The sequence below is a fragment of the Lachnospira pectinoschiza genome (assembly GCF_020564355.1).
GTDB classification, from domain to species: Bacteria; Bacillota; Clostridia; order Lachnospirales; family Lachnospiraceae; genus Lachnospira; species Lachnospira intestinalis.
The window spans coordinates 417786-441000 of the sequence record NZ_JAJCRR010000003.1 but is presented as its reverse complement, the minus strand read 5'-3'; the positions used below and the strand labels follow the sequence as shown (position 1 = coordinate 441000).

Annotated in this window: 28 protein-coding genes and 1 pseudogene; 2 read left to right on the top strand and 27 right to left on the bottom strand. The window is 40.0% G+C overall.

Annotated features, from left to right (window positions below):
- Positions 1 to 4 precede the first annotated feature (4 nt).
- From LI288_RS08205 to pap, 14 genes are all read right to left on the bottom strand, one after another.
- Positions 5 to 283, bottom strand: a complete 279-nt coding sequence (locus LI288_RS08205; RefSeq protein WP_227090051.1) for a hypothetical protein — start codon at positions 281 to 283, stop codon at positions 5 to 7.
- A gap of 118 nt (positions 284 to 401) precedes the next feature.
- Entirely contained in the window at positions 402 to 1049 is a 648-nt protein-coding gene (locus tag LI288_RS08200; RefSeq protein ID WP_227090050.1) for an HAD family hydrolase, read from the bottom strand.
- A 22-nt stretch (positions 1050 to 1071) separates the two neighbouring features.
- On the bottom strand, positions 1072 to 1473 hold the full coding sequence (locus LI288_RS08195; protein WP_227090049.1) for an HI0074 family nucleotidyltransferase substrate-binding subunit: 402 nt from the start codon (positions 1471 to 1473) through the stop codon (positions 1072 to 1074).
- Positions 1457 to 1726 (bottom strand): nucleotidyltransferase family protein, encoded by a 270-nt coding sequence (locus tag LI288_RS08190; RefSeq protein ID WP_227090048.1) that lies wholly within the window; start codon positions 1724 to 1726, stop codon positions 1457 to 1459. Before LI288_RS08190 ends, LI288_RS08195 begins: the two co-directional genes overlap by 17 nt.
- 160 nt (positions 1727 to 1886) lie before the next feature.
- Positions 1887 to 2666, bottom strand: coding sequence for a response regulator transcription factor (locus LI288_RS08185; RefSeq protein WP_227090047.1), 780 nt, complete (start codon positions 2664 to 2666; stop codon positions 1887 to 1889).
- 28 nt (positions 2667 to 2694) lie between these two features.
- Positions 2695 to 3183: a hypothetical protein gene (locus LI288_RS08180; RefSeq protein WP_022431975.1), complete on the bottom strand. Its 489-nt coding sequence runs from the start codon at positions 3181 to 3183 to the stop codon at positions 2695 to 2697.
- A gap of 138 nt (positions 3184 to 3321) precedes the next feature.
- The gene (locus tag LI288_RS08175) at positions 3322 to 3810 is read right to left on the bottom strand and encodes a hypothetical protein (RefSeq protein ID WP_227090046.1); all 489 of its coding nucleotides are present in this window, start codon (positions 3808 to 3810) and stop codon (positions 3322 to 3324) included.
- A 47-nt stretch (positions 3811 to 3857) separates the two neighbouring features.
- Positions 3858 to 4628 carry a prolipoprotein diacylglyceryl transferase gene (locus LI288_RS08170; protein ID WP_227090045.1) on the bottom strand — a complete coding sequence of 257 codons (771 nt, stop codon included), beginning with the start codon at positions 4626 to 4628 and terminating at the stop codon, positions 3858 to 3860.
- Positions 4629 to 4649: 21 nt separating this feature from the next.
- Positions 4650 to 5318, bottom strand: coding sequence for a YkgJ family cysteine cluster protein (locus tag LI288_RS08165; RefSeq protein WP_022431978.1), 669 nt, complete (start codon positions 5316 to 5318; stop codon positions 4650 to 4652).
- Positions 5319 to 5329: 11 nt separating this feature from the next.
- Complete coding sequence (locus LI288_RS08160) at positions 5330 to 6592, bottom strand: cation:proton antiporter (protein WP_227090044.1); 1263 nt, start codon at positions 6590 to 6592, stop codon at positions 5330 to 5332.
- A gap of 97 nt (positions 6593 to 6689) precedes the next feature.
- Positions 6690 to 7751 carry an A/G-specific adenine glycosylase gene (mutY, locus tag LI288_RS08155; protein WP_227090043.1) on the bottom strand — a complete coding sequence of 354 codons (1062 nt, stop codon included), beginning with the start codon at positions 7749 to 7751 and terminating at the stop codon, positions 6690 to 6692.
- Positions 7752 to 7753: 2 nt separating this feature from the next.
- Positions 7754 to 8629 carry an L-serine ammonia-lyase, iron-sulfur-dependent, subunit alpha gene (sdaAA, locus tag LI288_RS08150; protein ID WP_227090042.1) on the bottom strand — a complete coding sequence of 292 codons (876 nt, stop codon included), beginning with the start codon at positions 8627 to 8629 and terminating at the stop codon, positions 7754 to 7756.
- Positions 8630 to 8666: 37 nt separating this feature from the next.
- The gene (gene sdaAB, locus LI288_RS08145) at positions 8667 to 9326 is read right to left on the bottom strand and encodes an L-serine ammonia-lyase, iron-sulfur-dependent subunit beta (protein ID WP_227090041.1); all 660 of its coding nucleotides are present in this window, start codon (positions 9324 to 9326) and stop codon (positions 8667 to 8669) included.
- A 15-nt stretch (positions 9327 to 9341) separates the two neighbouring features.
- Positions 9342 to 10811, bottom strand: coding sequence for a polyphosphate:AMP phosphotransferase (pap, locus tag LI288_RS08140; protein ID WP_227090040.1), 1470 nt, complete (start codon positions 10809 to 10811; stop codon positions 9342 to 9344).
- A gap of 294 nt (positions 10812 to 11105) precedes the next feature.
- Between pap and LI288_RS08135 the strand changes: the two genes are divergently transcribed.
- Together LI288_RS08135 and LI288_RS08130 are read left to right on the top strand one after the other, a co-directional pair.
- Positions 11106 to 11687, top strand: coding sequence for a xanthine phosphoribosyltransferase (locus tag LI288_RS08135; RefSeq protein ID WP_022431984.1), 582 nt, complete (start codon positions 11106 to 11108; stop codon positions 11685 to 11687).
- A gap of 78 nt (positions 11688 to 11765) precedes the next feature.
- Positions 11766 to 13115, top strand: coding sequence for a uracil-xanthine permease family protein (locus LI288_RS08130; RefSeq protein ID WP_227090039.1), 1350 nt, complete (start codon positions 11766 to 11768; stop codon positions 13113 to 13115).
- 159 nt (positions 13116 to 13274) lie between these two features.
- Here LI288_RS08130 and LI288_RS08125 read toward each other — a convergent pair whose 3' ends face one another.
- The 13 genes and pseudogenes from LI288_RS08125 to LI288_RS08065 all read right to left on the bottom strand — a co-directional run bounded on the left by LI288_RS08125 (position 13275) and on the right by LI288_RS08065 (position 23212).
- The gene (locus tag LI288_RS08125) at positions 13275 to 13850 is read right to left on the bottom strand and encodes a GNAT family N-acetyltransferase (protein WP_227090038.1); all 576 of its coding nucleotides are present in this window, start codon (positions 13848 to 13850) and stop codon (positions 13275 to 13277) included.
- A 129-nt stretch (positions 13851 to 13979) separates the two neighbouring features.
- Complete coding sequence (locus LI288_RS08120) at positions 13980 to 14243, bottom strand: general secretion pathway protein (protein ID WP_227090037.1); 264 nt, start codon at positions 14241 to 14243, stop codon at positions 13980 to 13982.
- A 198-nt stretch (positions 14244 to 14441) separates the two neighbouring features.
- On the bottom strand, positions 14442 to 14720 hold the full coding sequence (locus LI288_RS08115; RefSeq protein ID WP_331464619.1) for an AAA family ATPase: 279 nt from the start codon (positions 14718 to 14720) through the stop codon (positions 14442 to 14444).
- On the bottom strand, positions 14713 to 14952 hold the full coding sequence (locus LI288_RS08110; RefSeq protein WP_227090035.1) for a hypothetical protein: 240 nt from the start codon (positions 14950 to 14952) through the stop codon (positions 14713 to 14715). Before LI288_RS08110 ends, LI288_RS08115 begins: the two co-directional genes overlap by 8 nt.
- 103 nt (positions 14953 to 15055) lie before the next feature.
- Positions 15056 to 15946: an IS3 family transposase gene (locus tag LI288_RS08105; protein ID WP_227090034.1), complete on the bottom strand. Its 891-nt coding sequence runs from the start codon at positions 15944 to 15946 to the stop codon at positions 15056 to 15058.
- Positions 15915 to 16226 (bottom strand): transposase, encoded by a 312-nt coding sequence (locus tag LI288_RS08100; protein ID WP_227090033.1) that lies wholly within the window; start codon positions 16224 to 16226, stop codon positions 15915 to 15917. Before LI288_RS08100 ends, LI288_RS08105 begins: the two co-directional genes overlap by 32 nt.
- A 93-nt stretch (positions 16227 to 16319) precedes the next feature.
- Positions 16320 to 16828 (bottom strand): annotated as a pseudogene (locus tag LI288_RS08095) (transposase); the annotation flags it as partial.
- A gap of 101 nt (positions 16829 to 16929) precedes the next feature.
- Entirely contained in the window at positions 16930 to 17901 is a 972-nt protein-coding gene (locus LI288_RS08090; protein WP_227090032.1) for a GNAT family N-acetyltransferase, read from the bottom strand.
- Between the two features lie 297 nt (positions 17902 to 18198).
- On the bottom strand, positions 18199 to 18717 hold the full coding sequence (locus LI288_RS08085) for a GrpB family protein (protein WP_227090031.1): 519 nt from the start codon (positions 18715 to 18717) through the stop codon (positions 18199 to 18201).
- 16 nt (positions 18718 to 18733) lie between these two features.
- Positions 18734 to 18988 carry an inorganic pyrophosphatase gene (locus LI288_RS08080; protein ID WP_227090030.1) on the bottom strand — a complete coding sequence of 85 codons (255 nt, stop codon included), beginning with the start codon at positions 18986 to 18988 and terminating at the stop codon, positions 18734 to 18736.
- Between the two features lie 65 nt (positions 18989 to 19053).
- Positions 19054 to 19488 carry an NUDIX hydrolase gene (locus tag LI288_RS08075; RefSeq protein WP_227090125.1) on the bottom strand — a complete coding sequence of 145 codons (435 nt, stop codon included), beginning with the start codon at positions 19486 to 19488 and terminating at the stop codon, positions 19054 to 19056.
- A complete protein-coding gene (locus tag LI288_RS08070) occupies positions 19488 to 20123 on the bottom strand; it encodes an HD domain-containing protein (protein WP_227090029.1) in 636 nt (211 codons plus the stop codon). The genes LI288_RS08075 and LI288_RS08070 overlap by 1 nt, the downstream gene beginning before the upstream one ends.
- 320 nt (positions 20124 to 20443) lie before the next feature.
- Positions 20444 to 23212 carry a TrlF family AAA-like ATPase gene (locus LI288_RS08065; protein ID WP_227090028.1) on the bottom strand — a complete coding sequence of 923 codons (2769 nt, stop codon included), beginning with the start codon at positions 23210 to 23212 and terminating at the stop codon, positions 20444 to 20446.
- Positions 23213 to 23215: the final 3 nt, after the last annotated feature.

Below are 23215 nucleotides of genomic sequence, written 5' to 3'. Positions count from 1 at the left end.
CCCTTTAAATGTCCATTCCAATAATCTTTCCGACACCAACCTTGTGTCCGCCCTCCATAATCGAAAACGTTGCTCCGACACTGACCTCACTATAATGATACTCCTCAAATGTAAATTTTATAATCGCCGGAATCGGAACATCAAATCGGTCAGCCTGCAATTCAACAAATGTAATTCCCCAGTAATTTCCCGCGTTATCAAAAACGGCATCGGGTCGGTATCCCACTTGCGGCAGACTACTTCGCTGTCCGGCATAAAAAAAGACTTCTGCTAATAAGTACATGGTGTGTTTCTCCGTTTACTTTTTCTGTTATATAAAATAAATAGTGTTTGTAAATTAAGTAATTATTCATTTACTTATTCTATATCTGAAATCGTGCCGATAAAAAAATAAACTTTCCTTATACAATTTCCAATAATTCGCTTATGTCATCAATTACCCAATCTGCTCCCGCCTCTAACAAACTATTTTTGCCTGAAACCCCATAGGTTACTCCACATGTATACACACCTGCATTTTTGCCCATAAGTATATCAAATGGCATATCCCCAACGACTAAAGTGTCCTGTGCATTATATGACAACTCATTTAATGTCTTTTTTACCGGTTCTGCATTAGGCTTATGCAAAGTAGTATCTTCTGCTGCTAACAAATACGAAAAATATTTTGCAATGTTCATGCTTTCAAGAAAACCAAGTAATGAATCTCGTCCTCTTGAAGTAGCAATTGTGCAAACAATACCTTTTTCATTTAATCTGTTTAATGTTTCAATCATATTAGGAAATAATAACGGCGGGATTGTTTTCTTGGTTTCATCAAAAATTTCACGATATTTTTTCATACATAAATCAATCATATCATCTGACAATTCCGGACATAACTTCTGAAATCCTATTTTTGCTGACATACCAATTGTATCGGCACAAGCCTGTTCTTCTGCCACATCTAATCCCATCTGACGTAATGTTTCCTGTTTTGAAACTACAATCGTCTTTTTGGTATCCATTATCGTTCCATCAAAATCAAATATTATAAGTTTTATATTCATAATTTGTATACCTGTTTTCCCTCTAATCCCCTAGTTTTTTCACGACTTCCTCAAACTCATAAAACAAATCAATATACTTTTCAACAATTGTATTGCAGTGCTTTTTTACAATTTCACAATCATAATCATGCGCAAGTTCATTTCTCACTTTTAACATATCCATCCATGCATCATCAGAAATTAAATTTGCCTTAAAAGCTTCCCGCAGGACTTCCCTTGGCGAGCCTGCCACAAAACCTGTTATCGCGTAATACTGCACCAGTATATCTTTCATAACCTTCCATGACAAATCAAATGTTATACTAAATTTAGCACTTGTCCCACTTAATACAAAAGAATCTGATAAATCTCTTTCCCTTGCCTCCGACAACGCCTCCAGTGAATTACAAAAAGATTTAAAACGTCTGCTAAATTTTTCGTCCATATTGCTTAATATCCTCCAATAACAATTCATTCCTGCAAGTATCCATATTTAATAAATCCACGCTGTAAAGTGTCGGCAGTTCTTCTATTTTTTCAACAAGTTCGTCAAAACATTCCACTCCTGACACCGCTATATCAATATCACTGCGTTCTCTGGCTGTCCCCTTTGCCCTTGAACCATATAAAATCACTTCATCTGCCTGAAAATCCCTGCACAGCTTTGAAACCTCACATATCACTTCATCTGCTTTCATCAAAATCACCTACCCGACATTCTTATATCCTAAAACATGTACTGTATCTTTAATATATATTATCAAAAAAAAGCAATTCCGTATAGCAGAAATAATAACAAGCGGTCAGTCAAGTCAAGTGACAACGGTGAACTGACCGCTTGTTATTATTTACCATTATTTACATATTCCGCAGTTCCTCCCGGCTCCCTATCTCCAGTTTTTCAAAAATATGCTGCATATGTTTTTTGACTGTCGTTTCGGAAATGACCAGTTCTTCTGCAATTTCCTTATTAGAGCGCCCGGAACATGCCAGTCTTGCGACCTCTGCCTCCCTCTGGGTCAGTCCTTTGTTACGGAACGCATAATAAATCTGTTCTGCCGTTTTATCCCGCTTATCCGTATTTTGTCCGATACCGCTTTCATATCTACCGGCTGTCGATTCCTTTACCTCTATGGCACTTTCTTTTAAGACCTCCTTTTGTGCATATTCTTTTTGTATATTTTTCATATTCTTTTCTTGTAGGACACTGCCCTCTGGTTCACAATCCTCCCGTATACTTTCACTTTCCTCCGTCATATCTCCCGCCGGTTCATCTTCCTCCGCCGGCTTTTCGGGCTTTAAAAGGATATATAATATCAGGCTGTACAGCAGCGGACGGCAGTTCAGTGCAATATCCGCGAGCAGATTTTCATAGCCTTTCGGCTGGTTTAAGCGGGCAAATAAAAACAAAAACGTTGCAATATATCCCGCTGTAATAATATTTTTACAGACCATATCCCGCCACGAGCTGCGGCTTTCCGCGTTGAATACTGCCGGTACTGAAAACAGCAGACTGCCGGAAAACACTGCTGCCAGCGCTTTCCAGTCCAGCAGCAGTCCGATTTTGAATCCTGACAGATATGCCACCATCAATACATACAGTATCACTGTTGCAAATTTCACAATAAATTTTTTCATACGAATCCTCATTTCGCAGGCATTTTTGCTACTTCTGTATGTATTCAATCTTTTTACGCTGTAATACTGCTGATACCGGCAGTAACAGCAGGCTGAATACCAATGCATACATCAATGGAAGAATTGCAACTGCAAAATTATTGCCAAAAACCTGCATATATTCCTGCGCACTGTACTGCACGGCATCCGGCATAACCTGTACAACAACCACAAATGAAAACAGACTGATAAATACACCTGCATAAATCAGCAGCTTTTGAACCAGCTTTACTGCTTCAATACTTTTATTCAGCTGTAATAATGTAACTTCCGAATTCTTGTGCATAGAGATTGCAAGCCCTTTGCCAAAATCTTTTGCAAATCCCGAAATGCATACAGCCGGAATTACAAGCAGTGCCAAAAAAATGAGTCCCGGCAGGTCTATAAAATATCCAATCATGCTAAAAGACCCCTGACTTAAAAATACCATACAAAAAATTGCTGCAACAACTGAAAGAACAGATACAACTGTAACCATAACTTTCTCCTTTCTGCCGCTTCCTGCGGCGGTTGATTTATTTTGTTTACACCTTTTATTTATCAAATCCGGCTGAAAATGAAAATACTACCATAGACGAATCCTGGTAGTATTTTTAGTAGTATCTTTATTTTTTGCCTATTTTAAGCCTTTTTTCATGCGTTCAATCTCCGCATCCAGTGAATCCTGTGTTGAATCTTCACCGGCTGCATCTTTCTTTTTCCCCTTATGCTTTTCTTCCTTATATGCATCGGAGAATAAGACCTTTGCAACAAATCCTGCTCCGCCAAAAATCAGCACGAGCATAATAACCCATTCATACATTGATATTGAAACCATGTAAATATTTGTATTTAAAATAATGGATGCTACAATCAAAATGACACTCAATGCCGTAAACAACTTCGATGCAAAAGAGGCTCCGCTTGCGAACATCCATATAATACCGATAATAAACGGAATCATAATCATCCCCGAATTCAGACGGACACCACCAAGCATAATTGTTCCGCCGTAACCGAACCAGCCGGACGATACAACCACTTTCTGGGATAAAATAAACAACCCCACAATCAACATAACAACTCCGGCTACAAACTGTTTTAATTCATTTTTTGCACTTTTCATACACTACCCCTTTTCTCCTTTGAAATTTTACTCCGTATCCTGTTCTTTTACTTTACCGGATTCTTTTTTCTATGGTAAACCATCAGCGTTACCCCAAGCGCCACGATAAAAACGGAAATAAACTGGGAGGTGGACAAAAATCCGACCGTCCCGCGGTAATCATTTCTTAAAAACTCAATCAGAAATCTTCCGATACCGTACAGCAGTAAATAAATACTGCCGATATCGCCTGTTATCAGCTTTTTCTGCTGATATAAAAAACGGTGTGCAATCCATATCAGGATTGCGGCAATCAAAAAATCCCCTGCTGCTGAAAGAAGCTGTGTCGGAATAAGCTTTATGCCTGTCGGCGCCATGCTGTCTGCGGGAAATGTAATACCCCATGCGGCGGTTGTTTCCCGTCCGTAACAGCAGCCTGCCAAAAAGCAGCCGATTCTGCCAAAGCCCTGTGCAAGTGCCACTTCCGGCATGATTAAATCAAAATACTCCAAAAATACGAGTTTTTTTACTTTGCAGTAAATCCACGCCGCAAGCACCCCCGCAATAATGCCACCGTAAACAACAAAGCCCTCAGACCCCAAAACCGCAAGCGGATCTTTTAAAAAATCCTTAAAGCTTACAATCACATACAAAATCTTTGCGCCTAAGAAGCCGCCGATGATCGCAAGAATTGCGATATCAATCACGGATTCGTCTTTCAACTCCAGCTTTTTTGCCCGCTTACAGCCAAGCACCAGCGCCAGAAGAAATCCCAGTCCAATCATAAAGCCATATCCGCGTACATGAAAATTTCCGATTTGAAACAAGTCGATTTTCATTGATGTTTCCTCTCTTTCCGGCTAGTCCATTGCCAAATCCTGTCTTGCTTTTTTCATGCGTTCTTCAAACTGCACATAAAAATCGCGTCCGTCATACGGCAGTGCAAAGAAGCTTTTTAAAATATACATTGTTAAAATTCTGTTCTGCCCTTCATCCAGTCCCTGCTGTGCCGCCTGAATTTCCTTTAAAAAAGCATGCCATGTCACAAGAAATGCGTTATACGCTTCTAAATCCGGCGTATCCAGCCACTTTTTCACCTTGATTTTCGTGAGATTGTGCTTGTGGCACTCGTCCTTTTGCAGGATATACTGAAAATGTGTGTCGTCCTGCCAGTACCTTCCCAGCGGAAACAACCGGCAGATACCCGGTCTTGCACCGTGAATCCGGCAGCGCTGCTGTTCATTTAAAAATGTACAGGTTTCGTTTTCCCCTGCCATTTTCAGATTCGGTAGAATCACGCCGTCTACGACATTTAACGCCAGATGTTTCTCCACCAGACTTTCAAACGGCATCTGAAGCTGTCTTGTCAGACGGCAGATATCATACGGGTCTAACACAATCGAATCTCCCATGCCGTGACAGCATACGGAATTGCAGCCCTGACACTGATTCGTATCTGTCTTTACCATATCATTTTCACTATATAACTTTCCATCGGAAATTTCTTCCAGACTGCAGTTTCTAATCATTCTATTTTAACCTATCCAAACAGATTCTTTCTCAAATCGCTGATCTTTGTATGATATGTGGAAATGCTTTCTGAATCCGGTATGTAATTGTTTGGACCTTTCTTAAATACTATTTTTAACAAAATCGGTGTGATAATCGTTGTAATAACAACCACGATAACAACCGGTCCCATAAAGGCACTGCCCATCATGCCGAGTGCCGCACCTTTGCTGGCTACAATTAAGGCGACCTCGCCTCGTGAAATCATGCCGACACCGATGCGCTTACACTGATACGGCTTGTATCCGCATATCTTTGCACCGAGTCCGCAGCCAATAACTTTGGTCAACACCGCTACAATAACTAATACAACGGTAAATGCAATAATCGTTCCTGTCATATTCGGCAGTTCTACCTTCAGTCCGATACTTGCAAAAAATACCGGTGAGAGCAGTAAAAATGAAAGGGTGTCAAAACGGGACTGGATAAATTCAGAACGCTCTGTATTGGAAATAATCAGACCTGCAATATATGCACCTGTAATATCCGCAACACCAAACCACGCTTCTGCCACGTAAGACATTAAAAGGCAGAATACAAAAGCTATGATGGCATGTCTGTGACGTCCGCGGTCAGCGCTTTCAATCCATTTTTTATAAAACTTGTAAAATACAAAACCCACAACACCTGCAAATACAAAGAATAATACAACCTTTAACAGTACAACCGCTACATTCACCGATTCATCTGCAAGACTTGTAATAATTGTCAGAGCCACAATACCTAAAATATCATCAATAATGGCAGCCCCTAAAATCGCGTTGCCGGAATGAGTTTTTAATTTGCCCATTTCCTTTAAGGTTTCAACCGTAATGCTGACAGAAGTTGCCGTCAGTATAACGCCGATAAATGCATTCTGAAGCACAACGCTGCATGAGGCATCCGAATCAATAACACCCGGCTTGTTAAAGAAATATGCAACGGCAAATCCACCGATAATCGGCATGATAACGCCACAGAGTGCAATAACAAATGCAGCTTTTCCGCTCTTTTTCAGCTCTTTAATATCTGTTTCCAGTCCGGCGCAGAACATCAGTACGATAACGCCAAGCTCCGCTACATTACTTAAAAACTCCGTTTCCGTAAGCAGCCCCAGCATAGACGGTCCTAACAAAAGACCGGCAAGCAATGAGCCGACAACCTGCGGCATCTGTACACGCTTCGTCGCCAGCCCCAATACCTTTGTACAAAGCAGTATCACTGCCAAATCCAGTAAAAACTTGTAACTTTCCATCGTTACATCCTCCAAAAAATTTTCTTCCTATTATAAATGTATGTTAATAGCGATATAAACTTTATACTCCACTTACCGCCCAATGTCAACAAATTTCTCACAATGGCCGGTTTTGTGTATACACTTTTTTGAAGGCTGTCGGCAGTGCATATTCCTTTTCCAAAGCCTGCTCTGTTATCCACGTAAAATCCGAATCCGGGGCTGCTTTTCCACATTCGATAAGATAACTGTCCATATGCCACTCGATATGTGTGAAAATGTGGCACACCGGACTGCCTTTTTGTATCCGACAGTCCGTGATTCCACACTTTTCAAGCCACTTTTGAATTTGCGCTGTATCTGCTTTTCCCGAAAGATTCGGTAGTTCCCACATGCCACCAAGCAATCCGCTCTTGGCTCTTTTTTGCAGTGCCAGCCTGCCCGCATGTATCATTAAAAGCACGGTCTTTTCTTCGATTCTGCGCTGTGCTTTCTTTTTCTTTACGGGATACGCTGGCTGTGTGCCCGCTGCACAGGCACTGCATAAGCTTTGTAGCGGACATTCCGTGCATCGCGGTGTACCATTTGGCATGCAGACAACTGCGCCCAGTTCCATCAGGCTCTGGGTAAAGATACCACACTTGTCCACAGGATAAATTTCCTGCAATGCCGCTGTGATTTCATTTTTAAATTTTGTATCGGAAATTTCTCTGGAATCTGCCGTCAGACGTGTCACCACGCGAAGCACGTTTCCGTCCACGGCAGCGTAAGGCTTATTCCATGCAATTGAAGCGACCGCTCCCGCCGTATACGCACCGATACCCGGCAGGGACAAAAGCTGTTCATATTCGTTTGGGAAAATGCCGTTATATTTTTCACAAATCTGCTGTGCGGCTTTCTGCATATTTCGCACCCTCGAATAATATCCAAGCCCCTCCCACATTTTTAAAAGCTCCTGCTCCGGTGCCGCGGCAAGTGCCGCCACATCCGGAAAACGCCGTAAAAAGCGCTCGTAATACGGAATCACCGTATCCACTCTTGTCTGCTGCAGCATAATTTCCGATACCCACACGCGGTAAGCATCGGTATTTTCACGCCACGGCAATACACGGGCATTTTTTTCATACCACGCAAGAAGCGGTTCTGTAATTTGTGACAGTTGTGTTAAATCAAGAGGCATAGTTACTGTTCTCCGTCCATTTTTTCGCGTACCTTCTGCGCCGAAGGAGTTGTTGCAAGCCCACCTTCGCTCGTTTCCTTTAAACATGCCGGAAGCGCATTGCCGATACGGCGCATCGTATCAATGACTTCATCGGGTGCAATCGCACTGCAGACGCCCGCGAGTGCCATCTGCGCACTGGTGACAGCATTGACCGCACCGGCTGAATTTCTTTTAATACACGGCACTTCTACCAGTCCGCAGACCGGATCGCAGGTCAGCCCCAGCATATTTTTTAAGGCAAATGCCATGGCATTGACAATCTGTTCATCGTCGCCGCCCTGCAAATAAGCAAGCCCTGCCGCCGCCATGGCGCTTGCCGAACCGATTTCTGCCTGACAGCCGCCGGACGCGCCCGCAATGCTTGCATTTTCCGCAATCACCGCGCCGATTCCCGCCGTCAGATACATCGCTTCCACCATTTTTTGTTCCTCTGCCCGGAAATATTCCTGATATGCCAGAAAAACTGCCGGAATCACGCCGCATGCACCGGCCGTCGGTGCAGCAACAATCCGCTTCATGCAGGCGTTGGACTCGCCCATTTTGACTGCCTTTTCCATGACAAGCCCAATGTATTCTCCCGCAATATTTTTTCCTGCCGCATTATAGCAATGCAGTTTTTCGCCGTCGCCACCCGCCAGTCCACTTGCCGATTTTAAATTTTTATCATACGCGCTGTCTGCCTGCTTCATCGCTTCATACATCCGGTGCATCGTTTCAAAGGACTGCTCTTTTGTAACCTGCCGTTCTTCCATATCCGCCCGGCATACAACCTCCCACAAAGGTATCTGATATTCCTTTGCCAGATTTAATAAATCCTGAATTGAATGATAAATCATATACTCTCCATTCCGCATTGTTTTTTGTATACAGCTTTTATACAAGGCTCAGATACGTTACTTTTTTAATACCCGAAAGCTGTTCTAACCGGTGGACAATCTGCTCCGGCACTTCCTGGTCGCACTCCAGCACCATAACTGCATCGCCGCCGCGCGCCGAGCGGTACAGCTGCATGGTTGCGATATTAATGCGAGCTTTTGCAAGCATGGCAGTAACTTCCGTCACGTGTCCCGGCTGGTCGAGGTTATGCACGACTAACGTCGGATATTCGCCTGTAAAATTGGTCTGGATTCCGTCAATCTGTGCAATGTTGATTCTGCCGCCGCCAATCGACTCTCCGATGACCTCTAACGTCCTTCCCGTTTCCCCGGTAAGATAAATCTGTGCGGAGTTCGGGTGGGCTTCCCGCAGCTGTGCCGTGCCGAAAGTAATTTCAATTCCTTTTTGCGCTGCAATTTTTAAGCTGTCCGGAATCCGTATATCGTCCGGTACCATGCCAAGAAGTCCTGCCACTAAGGCTTTCTGTGTGCCGTGTCCCTTTCCTGTTGCAAGAAATGAACCGTATAATAAAATCGCTGCTTTTTTCACCGGCTCTCCGAGCAATTTTCCCGAAATGTAACCGATTCTTACCGCTCCCGCCGTGTGGGAGCTGGACGGTCCGACCATGACCGGTCCGATGATGTCAAAAATGTTCATAAGATACTCCGTTTTTTATTCCATTTTTTTCTCAATTGCCTCAATAACGGTCTTTAATGCTTTGATTCTCGCATATTTTTTGTCATTGGACTCTAAAATGTGCCACGGCGCATAGGCTGTATTGGTCTTTTGCAGCATTTCATTGACTGCTTCCTCATACAAATCCCATTTTTCACGGTTGCGCCAGTCCTCGTCTGTAATCTTCCAACGTTTTTCCGGTGTATTTTCACGTTCCTTAAAACGTGCAAGCTGTGTATCCTTATCAATCTGCACCCAGAATTTTACAATAACTGCATTCCAGTCTGCCAGCTCTTTTTCAAATTCATTAATTTCCACATAGGCTCTCCGCCAGTCATTTTCACTGCAAAAGCCCTCCAGCCGTTCAACCATGACACGGCCGTACCACGTTCTGTCAAATATCGCAATATGTCCGGTCTTTGGCAGTCTGTTCCAAAAACGCCACAGATAATGTCTTGCCTTTTCATGCGGTTCTGGACTTGCAATCGGGTGTACTTCATACCCCCTTGGGTCTAACGCTTCGGTAATACGCTTGATATTTCCACCCTTTCCTGCGGCATCCCAGCCTTCATAGGCAATGATAACCGGTATTTTTTTACGGTATAATTCATTGTGCAGTTCGCGCAGACGCTTTTGATACTGATTTAACAAAGTATCATATTCTTCCTCTGTCAAAGTCTTATCCAACGCCACGTCTGCCAGCTTTTCAATCGGTTTTAACGGAAATGCATTCTGTAACAGCGGCACTGCCAGCGTACTGTTTTGAAGTGCCGTGTCAATTCCCTGCACCAGCGTTTCCAAAATCTGTAACTGCGCCCACTTTTTATCTTTGGCATCTACCAGATACCACGGCGCGCTCGACTGGTTCGTATCGCACAGATACTGCTCATAAACATCCATGCATTTATCATAATGCTTATTCTGCCATACATCATGTTCACTGACTCTCCAGCTCGTATTTTTGTCATCCGCCAGCTTATCCAGCCGCTTTTTCTGCTCCTTTTCATCAATCTGGAAGAAAAACTTCATCAGCAGATAACCGTTGTCTGTAAGCTGTCTTTCAAAACGCTTGATGCTCTCAATCTTCTTTTTATACTCCTGCTCGGATAATTCCCCGCGCAGCTTTTCCCTTGTCACTTCGCTCATCCATCCGCTGTCCATAAAGACGAATTTGCCCGCTTCCGGTATCTTTACAAAATGACGGTATAAGAACGGCTTGCGTGCTTCTTCTTCTGTCGGCTCATCCATAACTGCCACTTTAAAAAAGCGCGGGTCAATATTTTTAATAATCTTTCCAAGCACACTGCCCTTGCCTGCCGCACCCCAGCCTTCTAACAGCACCAGCACCGGCAGTTTCTTTTCCTTCATCAGAATCTGCTGCTGTTCTAAGCGCGCACGCGCCTTCTTTAAACGCTGTTCCATTTCCTCTTTTGACGGTTGTTCCAATCTGTTCCAGTCCTTTAACATAAAATACCCCCGTTTCCGCCGCTTTGCGGCTTATCCTTTTATTTTACTTTTCATTATACTGTATCCTGCGATTTTTTCAATGTCCGGCTTTACCTAAGATATCTTCTGACATTGTAACACAAATACTCCGGAACTAATATAGGTTATTTTCTCCCAATTTCAACTTTTATATTGCTACATCCATGCCATTTTGATAGACTATAATTTATCTAAAATCCTATAAATGATGTGCCTGACCGAATGTGATTCGGGTCTGCCCGTCATTTTAACAACCACATTTTATTAGGAGGAATTATGAATTTCTTAGAAGAACGCATTACAAAAGACGGTATTGTAAAAGAAGGAAATGTCTTAAAAGTAGACAGCTTCTTAAATCATCAGATGGACATTCAGCTGTTTGATGAAATCGGTGAAGAATTTAAGCGCCGTTTTGCAAACGAACATATTAACAAGATTCTGACGATTGAAGCTTCCGGTATCGGTATTGCCTGCATGGTAGCGCGCCATTTTGATGTTCCGGTCGTTTTCGCAAAGAAGTCAAAAAGCATTAACATTGAAGGTGAAATGTACGTTGCGGAAGTGGAATCCTTCACCCACAAATGCAAGAATCAGGTGATTGTTTCCAAGAAATTTTTAAGCCCGGACGACCACGTACTGATTATTGATGATTTTCTTGCAAACGGCTGTGCGTTACAGGGGCTTATTTCTATCGTAAATGAAGCAGGCGCAACGGTCGAGGGTATCGGCATTGTCATTGAAAAAGGCTTCCAGTCCGGCGGACGCATTATCCGCAACCTCGGTTATCATCTGGAATCCCTTGCAATTGTAGACAGCATGGATGCCGCAACTGGTACAATTACTTTCCGCCAGGAATAAAACAGAAATAAAATACAAAACAACTTAATGTAAAAAGGCAGCGGCGGTAAAACGCACTGCCTGCAAATGGAGAATATCATGAACAAAAATACAACGACCTCAACGGAAAATCTGTATCATCTGAATGGTAAGATTTCCGTAAAACAAGCCATTCCTTTTGGCTTACAACACATACTGGCAATGTTTGTTGCCAATATCGCACCTATTTTTATCGTTGCCGCAGCCAGCGGGCTGTCCACAGCTGACAGCGCCTCTTTAATCCAGAGTGCCATGCTGATTGCCGGTATCGGTACTTTAATACAGCTTTTCCCGATTTTTAAAATCGGTTCGGGACTCCCGATTGTTATGGGTATCAGTTTTACGTTTGTATCCGTATTCTGCTACCTCGGACCAACCTACGGCTATAATGCAATTGTCGGCGCGGTATTGGTCGGCGGTATTATTGAAGGTATCTTAGGACTTCTTGCAAAATACTGGATCCGCCTGATTACACCGATTGTTGCCGCAACCGTTGTAACCGCTATCGGATTTTCTTTATTATCCGTCGGTGCGGCTTCCTTTGGCGGCGGCAGCGGCAGTGAAACCTTCGGTTCTGCCACGAACTGGATTCTCGGTACATTTACACTGCTTTGCTGTATCCTTTTTAATATTTTTGCAAAATCATATTTCAAGCAGTTGTCCGTTTTATTCGGACTGATTATGGGCTATATTGCGGCTGTGATTCTGGGTGCGGTGGATTTTTCTTCTCTGGAAGGCACTTCTATCATTGCATTTCCACAGCTACTGCCGTTTAAACCGGAATTTAACATAAACGCTATTATTTCTGTTACTTTAATTTTCCTTGTATCAGCAACAGAAACAATTGGTGATACCTCCGCCCTTGCCGCCGCCGGTTTAAACCGCGAAGCGACTTTAAAGGAAACCTCCGGTTCTATTGCCTGTGACGGTTTTATCAGTGCATTGTCTTCTGTTTTTGGCTGTCTGCCGATTACGTCATTCAGCCAGAATGTCGGACTGGTTGCCATGACAAAGGTTGTCAACCGCTATGCGATTGGCGCCGGTGCCGTGATTATGATTTTAGCCGGAATTTTCCCGTTTTTCGGTTCACTACTTGCGACACTGCCGGATGCGGTTCTTGGAGGCTGTACACTGATGATGTTTGGTAACATCGTTATCAGCGGACTTCAGATGATTGGAAAATGTGGTTTCTCCCAGAGAAATATCACCATTGCCGCACTTTCTTTAAGTATCGGCATCGGTTTTACACAGGTTCCTGAAATTTTTGATATTTTTCCACAGATTGTAAAGACGGTCTTCGCCGAAAACTGCGTTGCTGTTGTTTTCCTCGTTGCCATTCTTTTAAATCTGGTTTTACCGAAAAACATGGAAGCCGCACCTGCCGCTTCTGATGACTCTGCTGACGCATAAGCAGACTGATGTACTTATTAAAATAAGCCGCAAAGCGCTTTATACCCACCCATAAAATCAGACATTCAGACCTGAATCTGACGATTTATAGGCGGTATATACATACTTTGCGGCTTATTTTTGCTTTACCGATTTCATTATTCTTTCGATATTTTTCTGCTATATCCTGTTTTTTTGTGCCGTCCGGTATGCCACCGGCGGCTGCTGGCTCTGATGCTCTCCAATCATCTTTTCCATCCAGATCATGTCGTACCAACGGTTAAATTTATATCCGCACCGGTGAAATGTGCCGACTGTCTGAAATCCCAGATGTGCATGAAACTGCTCGCTGTTCTTATCCAAATATTCGTCTTCCGTCTGCGGATATCCGATACACGCATACAGGTTGGTGATTCCCATTTGCTTTAAACACTCTGTTAAAGCGGCGTATAGCTGTTTTCCCAGTCCACATTTCTTCGCAACATGGTCTACATAAATAGACAATTCACACGCCCAGTCATATGCCGCGCGCTCCTTAAATGGTCCTGCATAGGCATATCCGTATACCCTTCCCTCTTTTTCAATGACAAGATACGGATACTTCTGCATAGTCTTCCTCATGCGCTGTTTGAATTCTTCCTTGGACGGCACATCATATTCAAATGTAATCGCCGTATTTTCCACATAATACGCGTAGATTTCAAGTATCCGCTGTGCATCCTCTATTTTTGCATCTCTTACTGTATATGCTGTCATGTTTATTTCTCCCTGTGTTGTGTTATTGCTGTTAAAAATTCCATGAGCTGTCACAACTCTGCTCTCACACGTTGTCACAAACTCACTCTTCTTTCTGTCACTGCTTCCGGGGCTCTCGCCCCGGATTTCTTACTCTATTCCTCCAACCATTTCATGGTCAGCTACAAATCGCACCATATGCTCATCTATCAGCCGTTTCTGCTGTTGATATGCGTACATCAGTGTTTTCTCGCAGATTCTGTTGATCATCCGTGGTATGCCTGCGGATACCTTGAAGATTTCATCTTCTGCTCCACTGGTGAACAGATCCTGTTTCACTCCTGCATACGCCATATGTGCCGCGATATATTTGCCAGTTTCTGCCCTGTCCAGGCGGTTCAATACGATATTCATATCGATTCTCTGTCGGATAGCTGCGTAGCTCTGCAGCCTTAGCTTCTGATCCCACAACTCTGTCTGTCCTACCAGTATCAGACTCATGGGGCTGGCTGAATCAAACCTGTAATTCAAGAGGAAACGAAATTCTTCCAAAGTTTCCTTCTGCAGCTGCCTCTTTGAATCTCCCCGGTAGAACCTTGCCTCCAGTCCCATCTAGTCAAAAAGTCCTGCATACAGCCACCTCGGTGTCAGCTTCGAATCAGACAGATACAGCAGCATATATTTATCCTTTGGGAGTCTGCTTTCAAACATCCGGATAAGCGTTGATTTTCCACATCCCGGATCCGCAATAACTACCGCAAACAACTGCCTGTCTGCCACGTATGTCAGTCTCCCCAGGGCATCTTCTATCTGCCTCGAACCATACAGCCTGTCTGCCGGAATATCTCTTGTAAACGGCGTATGCATCAGCTCAAAGAATTCCTCATACATGGCTGCCACCTGCCTTTCCATAATCACCAAAAGAAAGGGCATTTGCTATCAGCCTGTGATCCTCTTTGTATTTCTTTTCCAGAGCATCCAGAAATCTGGATGTTTCCGGTATCTTGTCCGTCATTCCAACCGGTACATCCACCGTTTTATCACAGAAAGCTCCGATACTTACCCGGTGTGCCATGATTGGTTTCATGTCCTGATACACAACCTTTATAGTCTCTGTATTCATGGGGTCATAGGCGATTTCCACCTCTGCATTGGTTCTATGTCAAGATTTAGTACAAGTTAAAATGAGAAATTTTTCCCCATTTTAACCCGCCAGAAGCTCAGCCTCAGTGTGTTCTTTCATATACTCGTTCGAATTCATTTGGTGACATATAGTTACAATGGCTATGAATTCGTTTCGTATTGTAGAAAGCTTCCAGATATTCGAAAATCAAACGGTATGCCTGCTTGTAATCGCGAATTTTAAAGCGGTTGAGCCATTCACGTTTGATAATTGAATGGAAGGATTCAATGCATGCATTATCCCACGGAAACGCTTTCTTTGAGTAACTACGCTGCATATTTTCTGTTGCTTTTTTATATTCCGTTCCAACATACTGACTGCCATGATCTGAGTGAATGATTAATGGCTGGTCGATATTTCGGCGAGCTTTGGCTTTGTTTATTGTATCAATCACGCAGGATACTTCCAATGTTTCTGAAAGTGTCCAGGCTATGATTTTTCTGGAAAATAAATCCATAATACTGGTCAGATAGACAAATCCGTCTATTGTCCAGATGTAAGTGATATCCGAACACCAGACGGTGTTCGGGCGGTCAGGATTAAACTGCTCATCAAGGATATTTTGTAATTCAGTGCTGAAATCAGAATCTTTAGTGGTGATTGTCCATGACTTGCTCCACTGGGCACGGATTCCCATTTGGCGCATATATGTACCAACGGTTCTTTCCGAAATGACTTCACCTGTTTTACGCAATTCTACAGTGATTTTTGGAGCACCGTAGTTCTGCTTGGAATCATCATAAATATCCTGTATTTTTTCTTTTACAGATTCACGGCGTTTTTCTGTATCAGAAGGCACGCGGTGGAGCCATGCATGATATCTTGAACGTGAGACACCTAAAAATTTCAACATTCCGGAGACGGAAACCCGGCGTCCAGCCTTTTGGGCAGCTTCCGTCTTTTCAGATACTTTGAGATAAATGACTTCCGTCATTTTCCCAGAATGTTGATTGCTTTTTTAATACATCAAGAGCATCTTGGGCATCACGTAATTCACGTCTGAGACGAGCGATTTCCTTCTGCTCATCGGATGCGTAATTACCAGAACCCCGAGCAAGAATATCACCTGATTCCCGGAAGTCTTTCAGCCACTTTGTTAGTGTGCTGTATCTGATGCCAAGATTTTCAGCACATCCACGTACACCGAGATCTTTATGATCTTGATAATACTGGATTGCATCAAGTTTAAATTGTTTGTCATGTTGCGTTGCCATATGAGATCCTCCTTCAGCATATCTCTATTGTACCATGCTTATGTGTATTTGGAATTTCTCATTTTGGCTTGTACTATTTATATTCTAGCACCATGATACCTGTTTCCCGCAATCAACCAGTTCTTTCTTGATCTTTCGTGTACCATAATGGTTCCGGCTTTTTCTAAAAATTTCCTGAATGTCTGCAGTAAGTTCTGATTCATCTTTTTTTGTTGCTGCTTCATAATAATAAGTGCTTCTATTTACCTGTAGGACGCGGCACATTGCTGATACAGAGTATTTGTGATCATTTGCTTTGATCACATTTACTTTCGTCCTAAGATCAGCGCCGCTTGTTTTAAAATATCATTTTCCATTCTTAACTGCTGGTTTTCTTTCCGAAGCCAGATCAGTTCTTCCTGCTCTGGAGTCCGGTTATTTTTTTCATGGAAAGAGCCGGAATTGGATGCCTGCTTTACCCATTTGTCAAACAGGGAAGTAGCAATGTCATATTCACGGCAGATATCGCATCTGCGTTTGCCGGAACGATATAGTTCCACCAGTTGCTGTTTGAATTCATCGGTATATTTACGAGGTTTTCTTCGTTGTTTTGGTTCGGTCATAATGAGTGCTCCTTTGTGTATTTATTATAGATTATATGGCCTTAAAAAATCTGTCCAGTTAATTGTAGCCTATCCAAATAAAAATAATTGATTATCTGTTGTTATTTCAACCCTGCCGCCTTAAACTTTTCCAATCTGTAATGGTGTTCATCATCCAATTCCTTAACACCATTTTTGTAATCATATCCAAATTTTCTATAAAATTCCGTTGCTGTAATAGATGCTGGTATCTCAATTCTGCTTGCTCTTACATAAAATTCATCCGTTTCTAATGTATTTATGATTTTTCTTCCAACACCCTTTCCATGAAATTCCGGGAGGACAAAAATGGACAAAAGTATACTTTCTGTTTCACTTCCCCAAAAACTTGAGATAGAACCTGTTCCAACTATTTTTCCATCAAATTCAAAGACGTACATATGCGCATAACTTGCCACATTCAAAACCTTTTCCACATTGTAAACCTTTGCAAGTTTTTCCATTGCTGATATGCCATAATCTTTACTATTAACCTCTAAGAAATTCCTGACAATAAGATTTCTGACCTCTTTTGCATCCTCTTCCTTAAATCTCCTTACCTCAATATAACTCTTTACATAAAAAACTAATGTCATATTTTCGTTTACAACTATTTCATCTCCAGTTCGAACAAATCCACATTTTTCATACAAATGGCAATTTTTCTCTTCCTGCTTAATAGTAGATAACCACCATTCTATTGTATTCGGATAAATATCAAATAATTGTTTGATTACGTTACTGGCAATTCCTTTATTTTGAAACTTTGGAATAACAAAAATAGGAGATATCCAATTTACATTCTTGTGTACTTTTTGCCCTTTATGCCATTTAACTCTTACAGCTCCTGCTTTCTCACCATTAAACAAAATAAAATAGAAATCCGAATTATCATCAACTATCTTCTTTGTTATTGTTTCAAGGCTTTCTTTCGCCGGACTTGTAGCATCATCCTGATATTTTTCATATAATGGCATAAACGCTTCTATCTGCAGTTTATGCAGACATTCAGCATCTTTTCTTGTTATCAGTTTAAGTTCAATTAAATCATTCATTTTCTGCACCTCTTTCTTGTAAACATAAAAAATCGCACCAAACATTCAATGTCCAGTGCGATAACTCCAATTTAATAAGATGCAATGTATGTAAAATCTTCTCTTATATTCTGGTTTTATGCACTAGACTAAAAGACCTACACGCTATAACCTAATGCACTAACCTTGCATGTTTATAGCCGTGTACGTCCGTAATACATGTACATATAATGTCTTGAATATAAGTTCTGATTCATGTGTATGTTCTCCTTGTTTTTGTTGAATAATATACCAGTCTTGGCAATTGATGTCAACAATCTATTTGCCATTCAGAATAATATCTATCATTTCTTGCTTTCCATTAGTGTATGCTACTCTATCATCTGCATACTTACCTTCCAGTTCTTCCTTTACCTTCTGATACTGCAAAGCCATATTCTCATTATCATTTAGATAATCTCTGAAATGAATATAATTTTTCCACTCAGTTCCGTTCCATTTCACAATATGAATATGGTGCGTTCTTGTATCATTTTCCATATCGCCCATTACATAAAGAAGCTGACGTTCCACATCTGAACCTCGATAAAATATTCCCACTTGTCGTAATTGCTCATTATGTAACATTACTTTATCAAAATCAGTTACCCCAACGACAATATCAATAATCGGTTTTGCTTTAATTGCCGGTATTGCTGTACTTCCAATATGCTGTATATCAATAGCATCATCTCCTAATATAGAATTAAGTATTTTGATTGTTTGAATGGCAGCCTCATCCCACTGTTTATCATGTGGTTCAAGCTGCACTATTCCTCTTTTTAATCCTAATGACATAGCAATCTCCTTAATATTACATCACAATTTCACTGTCGAAATATTGTTCCTGAAAATGAATCTGTCTCCTGATTTCTTCCTTTGAAAAAGTTACCCCGTCTGGCACAACTACCCACTTTTCTTCTATATCATCTTTTCTCCGAACAATGGCAATAATTTTACCTGTAAACTTCTTTAGTGGTTCATTTACACCTAATATATAAGCGTCCTGCTCTTCTCCATCTGGTGCCATAACTCCTTCAATGTAACCATAATTTATTGGATAATACATATCCTTATATTCAGGATGATAACTTCCTAATGGTCTATCGACTGTGACAGTTACTGTTGCTCCAATTATAGAATTATCTTTACCTGTAAATACTTTTCTATCAATTTCGGCTGTATCAACGGATATGTCAAGTTCTCAGGCAACTCATCCATAAGCACAACTTTCTCCATCTCGCTATGTAATTCTTTCGCAAACTCTGTTATCTCTGCAAAACAAAGCAGTCCAAATGTTTCTTCACCAGTATCATTTACTCTAGTCTTACCTGTCACCGAATATACGCATATTGGTTTTATCTCAAATTTGATAGCCCCAGTCTCTTCCTGCAACTCCCTTTTAGCTGTTTCAAAAATATTCTCCCCAGCTTCTCTATGCCCTCCCGGCACTTCATATGTATCTCTTTCTTTATGTTTGCAAAATACCCACTTTCCGTTACTCTGTGAGATAATTACTGCAAATTTCAATAGTTCATCATTAACTGTATCATAAAATTTTACTTCCATCACATTTTCCCTTCCCATTCCAGCATAAACTCATTCAGAAATTCCTGCATTACAACCTGTCTATGTTCTGCCAGTTTCTTTCCCTCAGTCGTATTCATCATGTCTTTCAACAAAAGCAACTTTTCATAGAAATGATTAATGCTTGTAGAATCTTGATTATTCCGATACTCTTCTTTATTCATTCCCATTTTAGATTTTATTTCCGGATCATAAATCTTTCTTCCCCTACTACCACCATATGCGAATGTTCTGGCAATTCCAATAGCTCCTATAGCATCAAGTCGGTCTGCATCCTGCACACATTTTCCTTCTATGGTATCAGGTACGACCGAATCAGTTCCTGCGAATGAAACTTCATCTATAATTTTGCGTACCGCCTCTATCCTTTTACCATCTATTTTATTAATTGTCATAAAATCAACTGCATTTTTCTTGGTAGCATAATTGTCGTGAAAAAGCTTAATATCGTCCACATCATGTAGCAGAGCTGCCAACTGCACTGTTTTAACATCTGCATTTTCCTGTTTTGCGATTTTAGTAGCCAGTTTATATACTCGTATTGTATGATAATAGTCATGACCACTACTGTCTCCCGAAAATATACTTTTTATAAATCTCTTTTCATTATCTGTCATCTTTTCTCCTAATCAACCTAGCAAAGCAATATATTGATTTACGAAAGTCATTACTCCACCCACAAATAGAGCCAAACTAGAGTCATTTGATAAAACAAATGCCGGAAACCCGCATAAATACAGGCTTTCGGCATTTTAGTCCGTTATTCAAACTCATTATGTCCCAGGTTGCACTTAACTTATTTTAGTTAAGTTTTGATTGAGTATGGGGCATATTAATATATCAATTACACTATTTATTTTGACCTACTGAATGGTTGTTGCCAAACTGTTGCCACAAGGATATTATAATATTAAACTTGCGTATATGCAATATTCAATTATTCCTTGATATGGAAATGATATTTTTTTGCTCTCATTTCAAATGCATCTTTTGTACCTTCCATAACATCACAAATCTCTTGTCTTATACTTTCATCATCCATTGTTCCTGTTTGATTAACTTGAATAATATCTGTTTCAGAGTCCATCGAAATAATATATTCAGAGTCTCCATTCACTGGTATATTAGCATTATGTGTAACAACAATAATTTGTCTCTTCGATTTTGCAACCTTAAGTCTAGCAACTATTAAGTCATATACTAATCTATTATCCAAATCATCCTCTGGCTGATCCAACAATAACGGTTGATTTCCATAAGCAAGCAAAAATGTCAAAATCGTAGTTGTTTTTTGTCCCGCTGATGCATTTGATAAAGGAATAAATTTTTTTGCCTTTTCTGGTCTATAAGATACAATCAAATCGTCATCTGGTATAAACGCAATCATTCTTGCAAACGAGTCTTCTGCTATACTTGTTATAATATCTCTTGTCTTTTTACTTAATGATTTCTGATCTTCTTTATTTCTAATAGATATGAGCATTTTTTTATACTTTTCAATTCCATCTTCTTTTTTTAAATATAAATCCGCTAGTTCATTAATATCATCATCTACAGATGTGATTTCCTTTTGCATAATAGCTTTCAAAGTGTTAATAAATGAATTTCTGTTCCTATTCTTAGCTAACTGGAACTTAACATTCTTATCATTACCAATAACTTCTTGAATAAAATCATTTCTTAGTTTATATATTATATCAACTTTATTTCTATACACACTTTCTAATGATTCATATTCCGCTTCTAGTTTACATAATTCCTTTTCCTTGATTAGAATCCTATCAATTTCTTCTTTCTTATTATTTCTCTGCTCCATAAGAGTATCGAGCTTAACAGTATCCAATCCATTATCTTGTAGATTTTGCATAACAGATACATACTTATTTTGAATTGCTATTCTTTTCTTTTTCCATTCAGTATTATCAACTTTTTCAAATAACTTGTCATTTTTCGATAACATTTCATTGCAAAATTGATTCAAACGATTAATATCTAACTTAAACTCGTTCAAATCTTCTTCCAATAGCAACTTTATTTCAGAATCTGTCACATCATCATATGCTATAACTACTTCATCCAAATATTTCTTTATTTCATCTATTTTATTCTTTTTTCTGTCAATATAAGATAAAAGAGCTTTTTCCTGATCATCAAATAATTGTTTTTCCTTAAGTGTGTCAGAAATACCACTTTTTTCATATTTAGAAATTTGGCTCTCAATATCTAATAATTCTGTTTCCAATCTTGGCTTATCAAGAATTATTCGTTTACTATTGCTAATCTCCAATGCCTTTGATACTAAATTATTTAATGCAGCATCCTTCTCAGATAAACATTGTGGTAATTCTTTTATATCTGCATCAATAATTGCCATTAAAGAATTTGAATCCATTGCAAGTTCATAAATCTGCTTTTGCGTAAATATTTGTGCTTTAAATAAATCCAGAAAATGCTCATCCTCTATGACATTCCACTCTCCATCAATATACTTAAATAATTTTCTAGTCTGATTCTCCATTCCCTTAATATCGGTGACTTCTATTTTATATAAATCACTCAAGCGTTCAATAAATACTGAAACTTGAGATGTTCTTTTGAATATTCCCTTTCTTGTTCCACTACTCTTTGACTTACCATTTTCTTTATAAAAATTTTTCTGTTCTTCTGATATAACGTTTAAATTTTCGCCAGAGAATGAATTCATCGCTCCAGCAATAGTTCTAATTATTGAAGATTTTCCACTTCCTCTACCTCCAATAATTGTATTCATTTGCGGATTAAAGGAAATTTTTATATCTTCTTTTTCATTCAAAATACAATCAGAAATTTGTATTTTTCTTATAATCATATCTGGCTGCTTATCCGGTATATTAGAACACTCTACATCTTTCCTAACTCTCATATCATATGAAATTAAGGCTTGTCTTACACTTTCCAAGTTAGGAGTTTGGGACATTTTTAACCATGTATACGATTTTCCTATTCCCCACAATCCATGTTTTGACGATTTATCCGAAAATGGATTATCTGAAAATCTTAACATAGGGACATCTATATTTTTTGCCATTTCATATACTTTACGCCATTTCTTTGCTTGTTCCTCTGATATTGGTTTTCCATACTTTTCCGTTAATTTTTTTGAAATCATAGCAATTCCTTCATTAGCGTAATTATCCCAAATATCATTATTGACCACTTGAACAGCATTAATATATTTTCTATCTAAAAGCTTACATATATTATCATGACTCATATCTGAGAGTCCACTAAATTCATCTATATGTGCAGGAATTACTAATGCACCCATTGATTGAGCAGTTTCACATGCATGAAAAATATCTCCGTCTGCTGTATGTCCACTGTCCCCAAGATTTGATTTAAAGATCTTTAACTGATTTAAAAATTCTTGTACAGTATTACCATCACAGTCTATATCAAATAATACCAAAATGTGAATTTTACTTGTGTCACAAGATAATTCAACACCAGGAAATACAACTATATTATTTTCCTCTCCAAGCTTTTTTATTTCATCAATTTCTCTATAATCATTATGGTCTGTAACTGCAATGCAATTTAATCCTTTATTTTTTACTTCCGTAATCCAATCATTAACTGTGTCATTATCTTTATTCTGATAGCAACTGCTAGTCATTGTATGTAAATGAAAATCGCATTTATACCATCTTAACCCTACATTTTCCATAAT